The sequence below is a fragment of the Thermostichus sp. OS-CIW-31 genome, from assembly GCF_054060305.1.
In genome coordinates, this window is sequence record NZ_JBSSDA010000003.1 from 18,795 (window position 1) to 32,461 (window position 13,667).

Consider the following 13,667-nt stretch of genomic DNA (forward strand, 5'->3'; position numbering starts at 1 on the left):
ATTAGATTTAGGTTTAGCGCAAAGTCCACTCCGGCGCCATCCACAGCAACGGCACGTCTGGGATCCCGACGGTCTCGTTGCTCTCCAACAGCCGGCCCAGCCAAGCGGCTTGCCTTTGCGAGGACAGTCCTTGGCTTAACAGGCGTCGCAGGACTCGTTGGAAGCCCTCTCCCTCACCCGCCGGCGACAAAGAGGGATCCCCGGTCATGCGCCGCAGATCCTCCACCGCCTCCGTGTACCCCCCCAAAGCATCCACCAAGCCCACCTCCACAGCTTGCGCCCCGGTGAAGATGCGTCCATCGGCCAATTGTCGCACCCGGTCTTCATCCAAGCTCTGCCGTCGCGCGATCATCTCTGCTTCCAGCACCTCATCTGCCTTTTCTGGCAAGTGCTGGCGTCCTTGGGCCACATCGCGAATGAACTGCTCGAGGGTATCCTCCACCAAGTTTTGCAGAAGGCGCTGCTCTTGAGGAGTGGCACTGCGGAAAGGAGAGAGAAGGTCTTTGTACTCGCCGGTTTTGAAGGTCTGCGGCTCTATGCCGTAGTTCTCCAGCAACTTACCAAAGCTGAGGCCGCTGATGATAACCCCTATGCTGCCGGTCAGGGTGCCAGGGTTGGCATAGATTTTGTCGGCAGCGCTGGCCACGTAGTACCCCCCACTGGCAGCAATGTTTTCTAGGATAGCGATCACCGGCTTGTCCGCCTCGTGCAGAGCAGTTACGGCACGGTAGAGTTCCTGGCTGGATCCCACAGCTCCGCCGGGACTGTTGATGCGCAGCAATACAGCCTTGACAGAGGGATCCCGTGCTGCCTCCCGCAACTGTTCCACAGGAGAAGTGGGCAGGCCTACCAAAGTCGAACCCCCTGGGCCGCCTATCGTTCCTTCCAGGGTGACCACCTCGATGCGCTCCGCCCCCCGTGCAGCCTCTAGGCCAACCCCGCCTCGGGTAGGCTCTGGGGCAGGGCGCGTGCCCCCGACAATGGCCGCAATAAGGCAGACGACCAGCAAAGAAGCCGCCAAAATGCGGTTAAGCTGAGTTTCTTGTGTCACAGGCCCCTCAATTGCCACTGACTCCGTTCTACCACCCCGCGGGCTTCTCGCAACGTCTGACACCAAAAGGCTGAGAACCAAGCAAACTCCTCATCTCGGTTGAGCCATCCAAGCTATTGACAAGGATCCTCCACTTATTTACGATCAGGTTCCAGCGTTTTTTACCGCTGAGGCATCTTCTGCAGGTTGCCAGTGTAAGCTGGAGTAGAGGGTAGGATCCTTGAGCGGGATTCTGGCTCGAAGCCAAGTGATTGGGGCTTTAGCTCAGTTGGTAGAGCACTTCAATGGCATTGAAGGGGTCAGCGGTTCAAGTCCGCTAAGCTCCATCCCCAGAGGGCCGATAGCAGTCGTGGCTTCTATTACCATCTATTTCTACTGCTTGCGCTAGCGGGCCGGAGGCCTTAGCAGGAAGCAAGCGGTTGTTTGTTTCACCTTGACGGTGAGATAAGTGACTATGCGTTGCGAAACGGTTCAGCAACATCTCCCCAAGCCCAGACAGTCCTATCCAGCAAGGCTTCTGGGCTTCTTAAGTGTCCACAAAGGCTCGGCAAAATCTACCCCCAACTCCTCTCCTGTAAGGCGGCCTTCCCTCACCTCCGGCTTCTCTCCCCCTGGGAGAGGGGAGTTAGGGATCGACGCAGCAAGCCGTTTCATTGCTGTTTGAAATAATGAAAGTATTCTGCTTGGGAGCAAACCTTAGGCAGCAAGGGATCCTCCGCTGTTTTCACCCTTTCCACGGAGAGGATCCTGACCTATCTCAGGGGCTTCCACCAGGCGATTTCCCAACTCACGCTTGCCCCTCTCCCTGGCGGCGGATCAAGAAGCGGATTTCCTGAAGGAGAACCTCAAAGCGTTGATCCGATTCAGCCTGCCGCTGCCTCAATTCTCTCAGCTCCTGCCGCAATTCTCGCACTTCCTGCCTTAACTCCAGGACGACTTCGGCGAGACGCCCTGAAAGGGTCTGCAAGGCAAGCTGAGCATCGGTAACCTGGGCAACTGTATTGGCCACCCTGGTCACAGCTTCGGCCAACTGGACAAACCGCGTCTCAATTTCCTCATTGGTCATGGCCGGGTGTGTCTTGCTTGGCTAATGATTAGCTCATTCTACCCTGCACGGTATGGAGTGTCACTCTCTGAGAATGGGCCGCAATTTTGAGGAAAAACCGGCTGGCCAACGGGGGTTATCAACCCAGGGATCCCCCATTCGCGCAAGTCAGCTGGCCAGCGCTATGAGGGTGGTGTAAATCCCTTGGAGGGACGCAGTGGCCTGGCTCCAGAGGATGTGGGTTAACGACCACCTATCCAGACCCATGGCCCCGCACAACAGCAGCAGATACAGGTTGGCAAACGTGAAGAGCGAGGCCGCCCGATCTCGGTCGCAGGGATCCTGCAGCAACTGCACCGCCTTCCAAACCAAGAGGGATCCCAGCAGCGCCGCGACGCTCAGATAAAAGGATCCCAGCATCCCTAAGGGGTAAACCAGCAACAGGCTGACCGGAACCATCAGCAGCGCGTAGAGCAAAATCTGTGCGGCAGTGAGTCTTTCGCCCGCTACCACCGGCAGCATCGGCACCCCGGCACGGGCATAGTCTTCCCGCTTCAGAATGGCCAAAGCCCAGAAGTGGGGTGGAGTCCACAAAAAGATGATGGCGAACATCACCCACGCGGCCCAGCTGAGCTCGCCTGTGGTTGCTGCCCAGCCCACCAAAGGTGGGATCGCTCCTGCCGCTCCACCGATGACAATATTTTGCGTGCTGGAACGCTTCAGCCAGTGGGTATAGACCCCCACATACACCAGGATCCCCGACATGGCCAAACCGGCAGCCAGCAGGTTGGTGAAAATAGCCAACAACCCAAAGGCAGCCAAAGCCAGGATCCCGGCAAAAATCAGAGCATCCCGCGCCCGGATTCGACCGGAAGGCAGGGGACGATGGCGGGTTCGCTCCATCATCCGATCGATATCGGTGTCATACACCATGTTGATGACGTTGGCTGCCGCCGCCGCCATTCCTCCCCCCAAAAGGGTGATGAAAAACCTGAACAGGTCGGTGTTGCCAGCCATCCACATGGCCCCAGCCGTGGTCATCAGCAAGAGGGCGATGATCTTGGGCTTCACCAACTGGCTGTAGCTGCGCAAAACCTGGACAAGCGCCTGGCGCTCGCACCCCAGAGCACATGGGCTCTGCTCAGAGGGGATCCCCCCCATCGGGTTCTGGTAGGAAGCCTGACGGTCGACTAAAACGCTATCTTGCATGAAATTCACTCACCGGTCATTTCTGCGGTCATGGCCATCCACTGGCCTTCTTCCCCCTGGGTTCGCATTCGCCAGGCCAGCACCGTAAAACCCAGCAGACAGGCCAGCAAAGCTGCCCCCATCATCTGATGGGCCACCGTTAGGGGTTCTACCTGCAGCCGGTAATGATAGGTCAAAACACCGATCCCCACCTGGGCCAACAGCAGGCCAACAGACCCATGGCCCAAGAACTTGAGAAGGCGGGGGATCCGCTTGCGCCGCAGCCCGGTGGCCACCGCTACCGCCAACACCCCAAGGGTGGCCGGAGCAACCCCCAGCAAGTGGCTATTCATCACCCAGCACAGCTCGCCGGCAGCAAAGCATTGATGCAAAGCCCATTGGGAGGCCACCAAGGCGCCCAGAAGGCTCTGGACATACACCAGCAGCACCGCCCCCAAGCCCAGCCAAGGCAAGTAGCCGACGGAAAATGGCCCTTCACCCAGTCGCAGCGGCAGGATGGAGTCCTTAGAACCGGCTCTTGTCCAGATCAGTAATCCCAGAGTGAGCAAAGTGGCAAAAAACAGCAGGCCCGTGCCCAAGTGGGCCGTCACAATATCAAAGCGCAGCAGCTCCGTGACCGTCAGCCCACCCAGGATCCCTTGCATCAAGACCAGAACAAAAGCCCAGCTCAAACCCCAGGGCAGCCAAGTGGGCAATGCCTGACGCTTCAGCCAAGCAAACCCCATCAGAACCAGCGTAGCCAAGCCTACCCCAGAAGCCACCATGCGGTGAAACCATTCCAAAAAGACCTGTAGGTTCATCTGCTGGCTGGGCACAATTGCCCCGTAGCAAAGGGGCCAATCTGGACAGGACAGCCCAGCATTCATGACGCGGGTGGCACTGCCTAACCCCATCAGCAGCCAAGTGGCCAATGCTAACCCCAGTAGGGCTTGTCCCATACGCAGGGAAAGCTTGTCTGAGAGCACAGGATTCCGCTGGGAAGAAGGTTGGGATTGATGAAAGATCGAAGAATCCATTGCAGTTGAAGGCATAGCAAAGACTGGGCTGACGGCTCGAGCATCTGCACTGAAAAAGAGGCTGGGCTGAAAAAGCCTAGCCGGCTTGGTATCGGGCCATCTGGAAACAAAGACGCAGGTTACTCGCTGACTATTCCTCGAAGCCAATCCTAAATGCGGTTTTGTGGCTGGCGAAGGCTTTTTAAGAATTTCTTTCTCGGCGCACAGGTGTTCCGAATCCTAGGCACCTCTGGGAAGTCAAGCCAGCAGACCAATCCTTTTCCCCCTGGGAGAGGGGTCGCGGCAGCGGCGCGAAGCGTTTGGGCGGCAGCGGGAGTGTCTCAATCTCGTTTGGAATGACTACAATGCCTGAGCGCCAGAGGAAACCGATCAGCCAACTCCTCAACGACCAAAGAGGTTAGCTGCCAAAGTCCTTCCCACTGGCTCTGGTCGTGAAGATGAGGTAGCCGGGGGGTCATCAGCCCCAATAGGCTCAGGGGATAAGGGATCCTTATCATCGCCGCTGCAAGGGGCTATGGTGTTCAACCCAAGAAGATTGAAAAAAGGCTATCCCTGGGCAGAAGCTGGCCCGGAAATCGGTCTGCCAGGCCTGTAGCCACTAGCGAATGTACTGGGCCAAAGCCCGCGAAGAATATCCCACCCGCAACTTGCGCAGGGCATCCCGCTCGATCTGACGAATCCGTTCCCGCGTTAGGTTGAAGTGATCCCCCACCTCCCGCAGGGTTCTTGCCTGTTGCCCGTCTAACCCATAGCGCAACTCCAGCACTTGCCTCTCAATCGGCTTCAGGGTTTGCATGGCAGAACGCACATCCTGCTGCATCGATTGCACGAGGATCCCTTGAAAGGGCTGCTCTTGCCGCTCATCTTGCAGCAAATCTCCAAGGCGGCTTTCTCCTTCCTGGCCGACCGGCACATCCAGCGACAGGGGCAAAGCAGCAGCCTGTTGGATCATGCGCAGTTTCTTGACTCTAATGCCCAAGGCTTCTGCCAGCTCCGCTTCGGTGGGCCGCCTCCCCTGCAGCTTCATCAGCTCGCGGTTGGTGCGCTTGAGCAGGCGTACTTTGTCGACCATGTGTACCGGCAGGCGAATCGTCCGCGCTTGGTTGGCAATGCAGCGGGTAATGCCTTGGCGAATCCACCAATGGGCGTAGGTGCTGAAGCGAAACCCCCGTTCGGCATTGAATTTTTCGGTGGCCCGAATTAACCCGATATTGCCCTCTTGGATCAGATCCAAAAAGGGCACCCCCCGATTGAGGTATTTTTTGGCAACACTGACCACCAGGCGCAGGTTGGCGTTGACCAGCTTGCGCTGAGCCTGCTCCCCTTGTCGGATGCGGGAGCGTAGGGTGGATACGGAAATCTGCAGGGCCTCGGCCAAAGCCTCGTCACTGGGATCCTCCCCCCGCTGTTGCCGCCATTCCTGCCGGGCTTGATCGATGAGGAGCTTTTGCTGAATTTTGCGCGACAGCTCGATTTCCTCAGCGTGATCGATGCGGGGCACGCGACCGATGGTATTCAGGTAGTGATCGACAGCGTCTTCATTCAACCGGGATCCGCCGGCCCCTGGCTCTGAGTCAACTTCTGCGAGGTCGTCTTGAGGGGCAGACTCGGGGTCGAACCAGAGATCGTCAAACTCCTGAGGCGAAGAGGCAGAGTGTTCAGGATGAGGACGAGAAAAAACCACGGCCAGGTGAGGAGAGAACTTCATCTCCCAGTCTAAAAAGGTTTCTACTGCTGCTGCGAGCGAAAATCGATCATGCCCCTCTTTTTTGTCCGGAGATTTTTCCGTTTAGATGCGGGAACAGCAGGGGTCCCGTCCGCCAAGTCTTTGCAGGCAAGGGGTCGCTCGCCAAAAAGCGGTAAGCGATTTTCGATCTAGACCTTGAGGTAAGATTGTTCCTGAGCCAGTCAGCTCAACGGCTGCCGGGTGGGATCCCAGGAAAAGGGAACCTTGCCAGCTCAGGCTACCATGTGGGGAACCCTCGACTTGCTCAGTCTGGAAAAGAATATAAAGAATATTTATATTTAAAGCTTTCTGCTCCTATGGAGGCTAACAACCGGTACCATCCATCGGCCAACTTGATTGGGGAACGGGTGCGCTGGGTACGGGAGAAGCTGCAACTCACCCAAGATCAACTGGCGGGTCGCTTGGCCAAGTACGGTGTGCAGTTGGACTACGTCAAAATTGGCCAGGTGGAAAAGGGAAAACGGCGCGTCATTGACAAAGAACTGGTGGCCTTTGCCAAGGCGTTGGGGGTATCGGTCACTTGGCTGCTGAGCGGAGATGAATCCCACCTGTAGCGGCCTGCGGGAAAGTACATCCGATACAGAGATCCCGAACAAAAGGACGTGAAGATACTTAAATACCTTGTACTCTCGGACGTGATCTCAGTCATTTTCCGTGTAAACACGGTAGGCTGGACTCATGAATAGATTGGCTTGAGGCCAAACCCCAGCTTTTCCTTGACCATCCGCGGGGGTGGGAAAAGCAGAGAGATACAGCGCCGCGCCGGAAGTACGGGTTTTTCCAAGAAGGATCTGGATCACAGGCTTCTTCACCTAAACTTGATATTGTTGACTTGGCGTTAAGCTGCCGCCGTCTATCTGGCCGTCTATCTGTTTGTGTGAGGTTTGCCGATGCTCTCTTTCTTCTTCAATTCCAACAAGGCCAACAGCCGACAAACCGGAGGCCACCGTCTGCCTGCTGCCAGCAAAACCACAGGCACGCAACGGATCCCCAACTACAGCCGCCTGTCCGCTCCCCATGAAGTGCTCAAGCAGGAAAGGCAGATCAAGCGGGAGCAAGAGTTTACAGAAATGGAGCAAAACATCAATCGCATTCGCTACTTCTACCAAAAAGCAGATATGCCCCTGGAGATGCGACAAATTCTGACCTACCGTAAGCTGATGGAGCTGGACTACTTTACCCCGCAGGCGGCAAAAGAGCTGCTCAAGCAATGGCAGCAGCAGGAAGAACAAGAACGCCGTCGGGCTTGAGAAAAGGACTACCTCCAGCAGAGTTTGGGCAGCCGAACCCTGGCAAGTGGGCTTGTTGAGCCAAGAGTTCCCGGTCTCCAGGTGGGGGAGCGTCTACGGGTAAAGGCCGCGATCCTGTAGGGCTTGGGCCACTCGGCCTACCCCTAGGGTGTAGGCAGCCAGTCGCAGCGACACTTGCCGCCGTTCTGCCTCCTGCACCACCCGTTCAAAGGCACGTACCATCAGACCTTCCATCTCTTGATTGACTCGCTCTTCATCCCAGAAGACGTAAGAGAGTCCCTGCACCCACTCCAGATAGCTCACCACCACTCCACCGGCATTGGTTAGGATATCCGGCAATACCTGGATCCCTCGCGATTCCAAAATCCGGTCGGCGGCAAGGGTGGTTGGCCCGTTGGCAGCTTCTGCCACAATCCGGGCTTGAATTTGGTGGGCATTGGCTTCGGTAATTTGATTTTCCAGAGCGGCAGGGATCAACACATCCGCTTTTTGCACCAGCAGGTCGGCATTGCTAATGGGCTCAGCTTGCGGAAAGCCCGCCATGCGGCCTCCCCGTTCCTTCATGTAAGCTTTGAGGGCGGGGATATCCAGTCCATTAGGATTGTAAAGGCCCCCAGAACTGCCGGAAACCGCCACAATTTTGGCTCCTGCCTGATGCAGCAAGCTGGCCGCTGCCCCGCCCACATTGCCAAAGCCTTGGATCAACACCGTTGCCCCTGCCAGGGATCCACCATGTCGGGCCAAGGCTTCCCGTACCGTGATCATCACCCCCCGTCCGGTGGCCAGTTCTCGCCCTCGGGATCCCCCAATCGAGAGAGGTTTGCCCGTCACCACTCCCGGCACCGCATGCCCGACATTCATGGAATAGGTATCCATCACCCAGGCCATCTCGCGGGCGGAAGTTCCCATGTCTGGAGCGGGAATGTCCTCTGCAGGGCCGATATCCTTGATCAGCTCGCTGGTATAACGGCGGGTAATGCGCTCCAGCTCCGAGACCGAATAACGCCTCGGATCGATAGGGATCCCCCCTTTGGCCCCACCGTAGGGAATGCCCATAAGGGCACATTTCCAGGTCGTAAACTACCCGACACCAACCGCTAGGCGGTACGGAGCGGGCTTTTAGTAGCCCTGCAGTTAGCAAGCCAACCACGAGCCTCTGGGGTGGTTTACAGCACCCCAATCGACCGTTACCAGTGCCTTAAACAACCGTTTCTGGTGTCCGCAGTATTATTATAGCATTCCTCCCGACACCGACCCTACGGGTACAGTGTGGGGCTCCTGCAATTTCTAGCTGAGGATCGCCACCCAGCCGGGATCCAGTTTCAGCTCGCCAGCTGCCCAATCTAGGTAGCTGCAGGCCTGGGCAAGGGGACAGATATGGGCGGGAGAGGGAGGGGCAGAAGAGGCCAGCGCAGGACTTGCAGCCATGGCGAAGAGAAGCAAGGGCTGTTTCCACACTATACCGCCGGGAACCGGAGAGGAACGTTCCGTAGCAAGCGTTACAAATAGTTGAGGATCTGCAGCAGAACAAAACAGAGGCCGGCACTGGCCAGGGGCACGGTCAGGTTATCCAACCCCCACCAAGAGAACACCTCCAACCCCATGGTTATCCCCCCCACCAAGAGGCTGATGGCCAGCAAAGGGGGGGAGAAGCCAAAGTACCCCAGCAGCAGAGCCGCAATCACCAAGCTGCTCACCGCCCACATGGTCAGGGATCCCTCCCAGCTTTTTTGAATGGATCCCAGTTGGTAGGAGTGTTTGCCCCAAGTTTTGCCCACCAACCCTGCCAAGGCGTCGGCCCACGTCATCACCAATATGCCGATCACCGCGAAAACCTGTCGCTGGGGACGCCAAAACCAAAACAGCAGCAGGCCAATGCTGATGGCGTAGAAACAGGTGCCAAAGCTGCGGCGACCGACTCCATTCAAGCTGGGCAAGATGGCCACCCGGTAGGAGAGCAGCGCCAAGCCGGCAAACACCAGAGAGAATCCCACCCCTAGCCAGCGAGGCACTTGCAAAGCCCAAGCCAACAAAATGATATTGCCCACACCAATGTGAATGGCCTTGCGCACCCATTCCCCGTCCACCTGCCGGGAGCGCAGCCATTCCGCAAAAGCAAATACGGCGGCCAGCCAGAGAGCATAGCAAGCAAGCTGCTGGGCCAGGCCCATGAAACGGCCTCAGAGGGTTTTCAAGTAGCTGAGCAGATCTGCCATCTCCTGAGGATCCGGCTGGAACTGGGGCATGGGAGGCGTTTTGCCACCGGTCACCTGCTGAATAATAAACCGATCCGAGCGGCGGCTGCTCACCCCCCGCAGACTGGGCCCCACTCGCCCATCCGCTTCTTCTCCGTGGCAGGCTGCACAGTTGAGGGCAAACAAGGATGCACCATGGCTAACCTGCCCCTGTAAGCTGAGGACGGCTTCCGTGTAGGGATCCAGACGAGCCCCGGCACCCAGCCAAGCCCAAGCGAATATCCCCAGCCCCAGGCTGAGGAGGGCAAGACCCAGCCGAGTTTTTTGAGACCAGACACTTGTAAAGAACTGCTGCAAGGATTTGAGGAAGGGTTGTAAACGCTGTTGGGATGAAGGCTGAAGTCGCTTTTGCTCAAACTCAACCCAACTGCCAGTTGACGACTGGCTGCTGCAGGATTGAGGAGTGTCTGAGAGGGAGGGAGGCACAGACAACGCTGAGAGAAACCGTTTCAATCTTTTACATTTCAACCAACACGATAACCCAGGAGCCCTTTCCTGCCAATAATCTGTAATGGCATTTACTTTTTCTTAATGGTTTGCCGAGCTGCCTGAGATTCCGATCCCTCTGAGAGGGTGCAGTTGGGAAAGAGCCGCTCCATCACCTCCGCTTGGGCCCAGGGATCCCGGTTGAGGCTGTGGATGGCATTGGCCCATGGAAAGTGCGCCTGCAGGCGGCGGTAGAGAGATAAATTACCATAAATGACGACCGCTGCCACCCGCTCCCGATGCTGTTGCAGCCAATCCAGCACATAGTTGGGCAAGGGATCCCGAAGGAAACCTTGGAAGATGAATCCTGGGGCGTTGTTTAGGGCAGCTTCCAGCCAAGGTAGGGGGGTAAGAGCATCGCTGAGCACAGGAAGCATGCCTAAGGCAGCCGGAACATGCAGGGCGGGAGATTGCAACTGCACATCGGCAGCACCCAAGGGGGGATCCTGCCAGATCCAGTTCAACCATCCGGGCTCTGCGGGCGGGCCGAGGGGCCGACCTCCTTCCACGCCACCACGGGCCATAGCCGCTTGACAGGGAGCAATATCCTTCTCGGCCAAGAGGGATCCCATCTGGGCAGCTCTGTGCAGAGCAGAGGGCAGGCTGGAGCGCCTGTTGAACAACTTTCCCAACGCCGAGTCCTTGGGGATGGGATCCCCCAGCAGCAAAGGCTTCAGTTGCTCGGCAGGAGAGCCACGGTTGAGGGCCGGATCCGTGGGATCCCTGGCCCCCATCCATCCGCCAACGGTGCTGAAATCCGTTTCCGCCAAGGCCGGCCACACCTGTTGGAGGAGAGCTGAGGCGGCAGGTAGGATTCGCTGTTTGGCCCGCAGAACCCGCGTCACCGACTGGGCAAGCTGGGCTGCGCTGAGGGATCCCTGTTGCACCGCTTCCAAAACGGCTGCCAAGGATGCCATCGGATCGGGGGGGGCCAAAATTAGGTCGGCACCGGCCTGGAAAGCCCGCACGGCCAATGAGTTGGGCCCGTTAGCATTGGCCAGCTCTGCCAAGCAGCCTTGATCGAGGCTGTCCACAACAATAAGCCCGCCAAACCCCCATTCCTGGCGCAACAGTTGGGTTAGCCGCCCCGGCAGCAGGGTGATAGGCCAGCGCTCATCCCACTCCGGCAGCACCACGTGGGAAACCAAGATCGCCCCCACCTGCTCCACCAAACCTCGAAAAGGCAGCCAAGGTCCCTCTTGGAGCTGGGCTAGGGTCAGGGTTAATCGGGGGCACCAGGGGGTGTCTGTTGTCTTTGGGGATGGCTTCAGTCCGGCCTGAACCGGATCCCTCCAGCCTTTGCCCGGAAAAGAGCTGGCTGTGGTTAGGATCCCGCCTGTGCTGCCCGGGGTGGCTTGCTCACATCCGCGCACAAAAGCTCGCGCCAGTTGCAAAGCAGACAGGGGATTCTCCGCCAGCGCCCCTTCCCCCAGCGGCTCTGCCACCGGGCTGAGCAACCAATTGATGCCGATGGCCGCCGCCTCCCGCGCCGTGATCCGCCCCCACTGCTCGGCCCAGCGCTCGGCTTCCGCCCCCAGGCGGCTCAACCCTAGAGGATGGGGGAAAGGGGTCGCCCCCTGCAGGGCCAGCCCCCGCCCGACCTCGGCTGCCACCAAAAGGGGCAGAGCCGCCCAAGACTGGGCCTCCTCGATCAGCAGCAGGGCCTCGGCCACGTGGCCATCCGTGAGCCAGATGCCCCCGATCCCCACCTCCTGGATAAGCCGTTTGAGGATCTCTCGGGGAGGAGACTGGGATCCCAGACGGGCCGAGACCGGCACCACCAACAGTTGGGCTACCTGCCGAGCTAGGGATAAGGGTCGATCCAGTTCCTCGAGCGGAGATCCGGAAACACTCATAGGCACAGCCGAAAGTTCGTCAGCAAGGGGAACTGCTCCCTTTGCAGAAACGCAGATCATGATAACCACTCCTGCCGGTTGTGGCTCGCACTTGGCTGCTGAGGGCTAACGAGAAAGCCGACAACGGTCACAGGTGCCACAAGGCAGGCCGGGCTGCTCCCCAGGGTAGCCAAAATAGGGCAAGATCGCCTGCCACCGACAGCCGCGAGTGTGGATCAGATCCTCTATACCCCGCCAGGGATCCTCTCGTCTTAAAGGCTGCCAACGGCGGTGCAACACCTGAAAGTGAAAGGGATCCGGCCAGTGCAGGCAGCCCATCTCCTGCAGCAGACCCAAGGCCACCCGTGCCTCTCCGGGGGGCAGATCGGCGTAGGATCCCTGCTGGGGTAGGGTTTGGAGCAGGTGGCGTGCTCGGGCCTGAAGGCGCTCCTGCTGGGAATAGAAATAGGCTTGGCGCCGGCGATCGCTGGGATCCAGCATGCCCGTCGGCTCCGAGACCAGCATCAGGGCCCGGCAAGGGCCACCATCCCGACCGCCTCGTCCCACCTCTTGCAAATAATCCATCAAGCTGGGCGGGGGATGAAAATGCAGCACCCAACGCACATCCGGCTTGTTGATCCCCATGCCGAAGGCGTTGGTGCAGACCAGAAAGCGCAGTTCCCCCTGCAGCCAGGCCCGTTCCAGCCGACGGCGGGATCCCGCTTCCAGCCCCCCGTGATAGGTGGCGGTTTTCAAGTTCTGTCGGCCCAGCCACTCGGCCAGCTCTTCCCCATCCCGTCGGGTGCGCACATAGACCAGACCCGACCCGGGATTCTCGCCCAGGAATCGCAGCAGACGACGACGGCGATCCGCCGGGCTCCAGGCTATCGCCACATTGAGGGAGAGGTTGGCCCGCAGGGGATCGGCGCGAATGCACTCCGGATCCCGCAGCTCTAGGATTTGGCTGAGGCGGCTGCAGGTTTGGGGGTCAGCCGTGGCGGTAAAAGCGGCGATGGGAAAAAAGGACTTCACCGGGGCCAGAGCCGGGCGCAGCAATCCCAGACGGCGGTAGTCGGGCCGGAAGGATCCCCCCCAATGCACCAACGTGTGGGCCTCATCCACGATCAGGCCGTTGATTTGCACCTGAGGCTGTTGCAGCCGTTGCCAAACGGGGGGGCTGAATAGGGTCTCCGGCCCCAGATAGAGCAGGCGCAGTCGGTTTTCCTCAAGGGCCTTCAACACCCGCTTGCGCAGGGCTGGATCCAGTTCGCTGTGGAGACAGGCTGCCGGCAGCTTGCGTTTCCAAAGATCCTGAACTTGGTCTTCCATGAGGGCGATCAGGGGCGAGACCACCAGCGTCACCCCTGTTTGCAGCAGGGCTACTAGCTGAAAGCACAGGGATTTGCCAAACCCCGTCGGCAACACCACCAGCGCGTCGCGCTTGTCCAGCAGAGCGCGGATCACCTGATCCTGGGGTGGGCGCAGCCTCTCGTAACCCCAGTGTTGCTTGAGGGCGCGCTGAATCTGCTGCCAATCTTGCAAACGGCAACCCCCTTTTCAACAATTTCCTTCAGCAATCTACAGCGATTTCGGGAGAAGCTGTCTTATAGGCTATTTCAAATCCCGCTGAACCTGCTAGCTCCCCTCTCCCAAGGGGTGAGGGCGCAGAGGATCGGCCCCACCGGCTTGCCTGTAGGGGATCCCTGTCACACCTATCCCCGTGTCCAGGGGGCTGGGATCAGGATCCCCGGCAGAGAAGGGATTCTCACCTGC

At 58.7% G+C, this 13,667-nt stretch carries 11 protein-coding genes, 1 tRNA gene and 2 pseudogenes; 3 read left to right on the forward strand and 11 right to left on the reverse strand.

Features of this window, described 5'->3' with window-relative positions:
• Window positions 1-13: 13 nt before the first annotated feature.
• Complete coding sequence (gene sppA, locus ACVWY9_RS02660; RefSeq protein WP_457387426.1) at window positions 14-1,051, reverse strand: signal peptide peptidase SppA; 1,038 nt, start codon at window positions 1,049-1,051, stop codon at window positions 14-16.
• A 253-nt stretch (window positions 1,052-1,304) separates the two neighbouring features.
• Here sppA and ACVWY9_RS02665 point away from each other — a divergent pair.
• Window positions 1,305-1,377 (forward strand) — tRNA-Ala (locus ACVWY9_RS02665).
• 461 nt (window positions 1,378-1,838) lie between these two features.
• On the opposite strand, the gene ACVWY9_RS02670 is transcribed toward ACVWY9_RS02665, so the two are convergent.
• The 4 genes from ACVWY9_RS02670 to ACVWY9_RS02685 all read right to left on the reverse strand — a co-directional run bounded on the left by ACVWY9_RS02670 (window position 1,839) and on the right by ACVWY9_RS02685 (window position 6,029).
• Window positions 1,839-2,117, reverse strand: a complete 279-nt coding sequence (locus tag ACVWY9_RS02670) for a hypothetical protein (RefSeq protein ID WP_414343242.1) — start codon at window positions 2,115-2,117, stop codon at window positions 1,839-1,841.
• A 147-nt stretch (window positions 2,118-2,264) separates the two neighbouring features.
• Complete coding sequence (locus ACVWY9_RS02675) at window positions 2,265-3,257, reverse strand: heme o synthase (RefSeq protein ID WP_457387516.1); 993 nt, start codon at window positions 3,255-3,257, stop codon at window positions 2,265-2,267.
• Window positions 3,258-3,310: 53 nt separating this feature from the next.
• On the reverse strand, window positions 3,311-4,243 hold the full coding sequence (locus ACVWY9_RS02680) for a COX15/CtaA family protein (protein ID WP_414329307.1): 933 nt from the start codon (window positions 4,241-4,243) through the stop codon (window positions 3,311-3,313).
• Between the two features lie 676 nt (window positions 4,244-4,919).
• Window positions 4,920-6,029, reverse strand: a complete 1,110-nt coding sequence (locus ACVWY9_RS02685) for an RpoD/SigA family RNA polymerase sigma factor (RefSeq protein WP_457387427.1) — start codon at window positions 6,027-6,029, stop codon at window positions 4,920-4,922.
• A gap of 335 nt (window positions 6,030-6,364) precedes the next feature.
• On the opposite strand from ACVWY9_RS02685, the gene ACVWY9_RS02690 reads away from it, so the two are divergent.
• Both ACVWY9_RS02690 and ACVWY9_RS02695 read left to right on the forward strand, forming a co-directional pair.
• Complete coding sequence (locus ACVWY9_RS02690; protein ID WP_414413157.1) at window positions 6,365-6,622, forward strand: helix-turn-helix domain-containing protein; 258 nt, start codon at window positions 6,365-6,367, stop codon at window positions 6,620-6,622.
• 336 nt (window positions 6,623-6,958) lie between these two features.
• Window positions 6,959-7,318 (forward strand): hypothetical protein, encoded by a 360-nt coding sequence (locus ACVWY9_RS02695; RefSeq protein ID WP_414351532.1) that lies wholly within the window; start codon window positions 6,959-6,961, stop codon window positions 7,316-7,318.
• Between the two features lie 93 nt (window positions 7,319-7,411).
• Here ACVWY9_RS02695 and ACVWY9_RS02700 read toward each other — a convergent pair.
• From ACVWY9_RS02700 to ACVWY9_RS02725, 6 genes and pseudogenes are all read right to left on the reverse strand, one after another.
• A pseudogene (locus tag ACVWY9_RS02700) lies at window positions 7,412-8,395 on the reverse strand (Glu/Leu/Phe/Val family dehydrogenase); the annotation flags it as partial.
• A 209-nt stretch (window positions 8,396-8,604) separates the two neighbouring features.
• Window positions 8,605-8,746 (reverse strand): annotated as a pseudogene (locus tag ACVWY9_RS02705) (glutamate dehydrogenase); the annotation flags it as partial.
• 71 nt (window positions 8,747-8,817) lie between these two features.
• Window positions 8,818-9,489: a diacylglycerol/polyprenol kinase family protein gene (locus tag ACVWY9_RS02710; RefSeq protein WP_457387428.1), complete on the reverse strand. Its 672-nt coding sequence runs from the start codon at window positions 9,487-9,489 to the stop codon at window positions 8,818-8,820.
• 9 nt (window positions 9,490-9,498) lie between these two features.
• Window positions 9,499-9,870, reverse strand: a complete 372-nt coding sequence (locus tag ACVWY9_RS02715; protein ID WP_414357447.1) for a c-type cytochrome — start codon at window positions 9,868-9,870, stop codon at window positions 9,499-9,501.
• Window positions 9,871-10,091: 221 nt separating this feature from the next.
• Window positions 10,092-11,915, reverse strand: coding sequence for a glycoside hydrolase family 3 N-terminal domain-containing protein (locus ACVWY9_RS02720; RefSeq protein ID WP_457387429.1), 1,824 nt, complete (start codon window positions 11,913-11,915; stop codon window positions 10,092-10,094).
• 105 nt (window positions 11,916-12,020) lie between these two features.
• Window positions 12,021-13,436: a RecQ family ATP-dependent DNA helicase gene (locus ACVWY9_RS02725; RefSeq protein WP_457387430.1), complete on the reverse strand. Its 1,416-nt coding sequence runs from the start codon at window positions 13,434-13,436 to the stop codon at window positions 12,021-12,023.
• Window positions 13,437-13,667 lie beyond the last annotated feature (231 nt).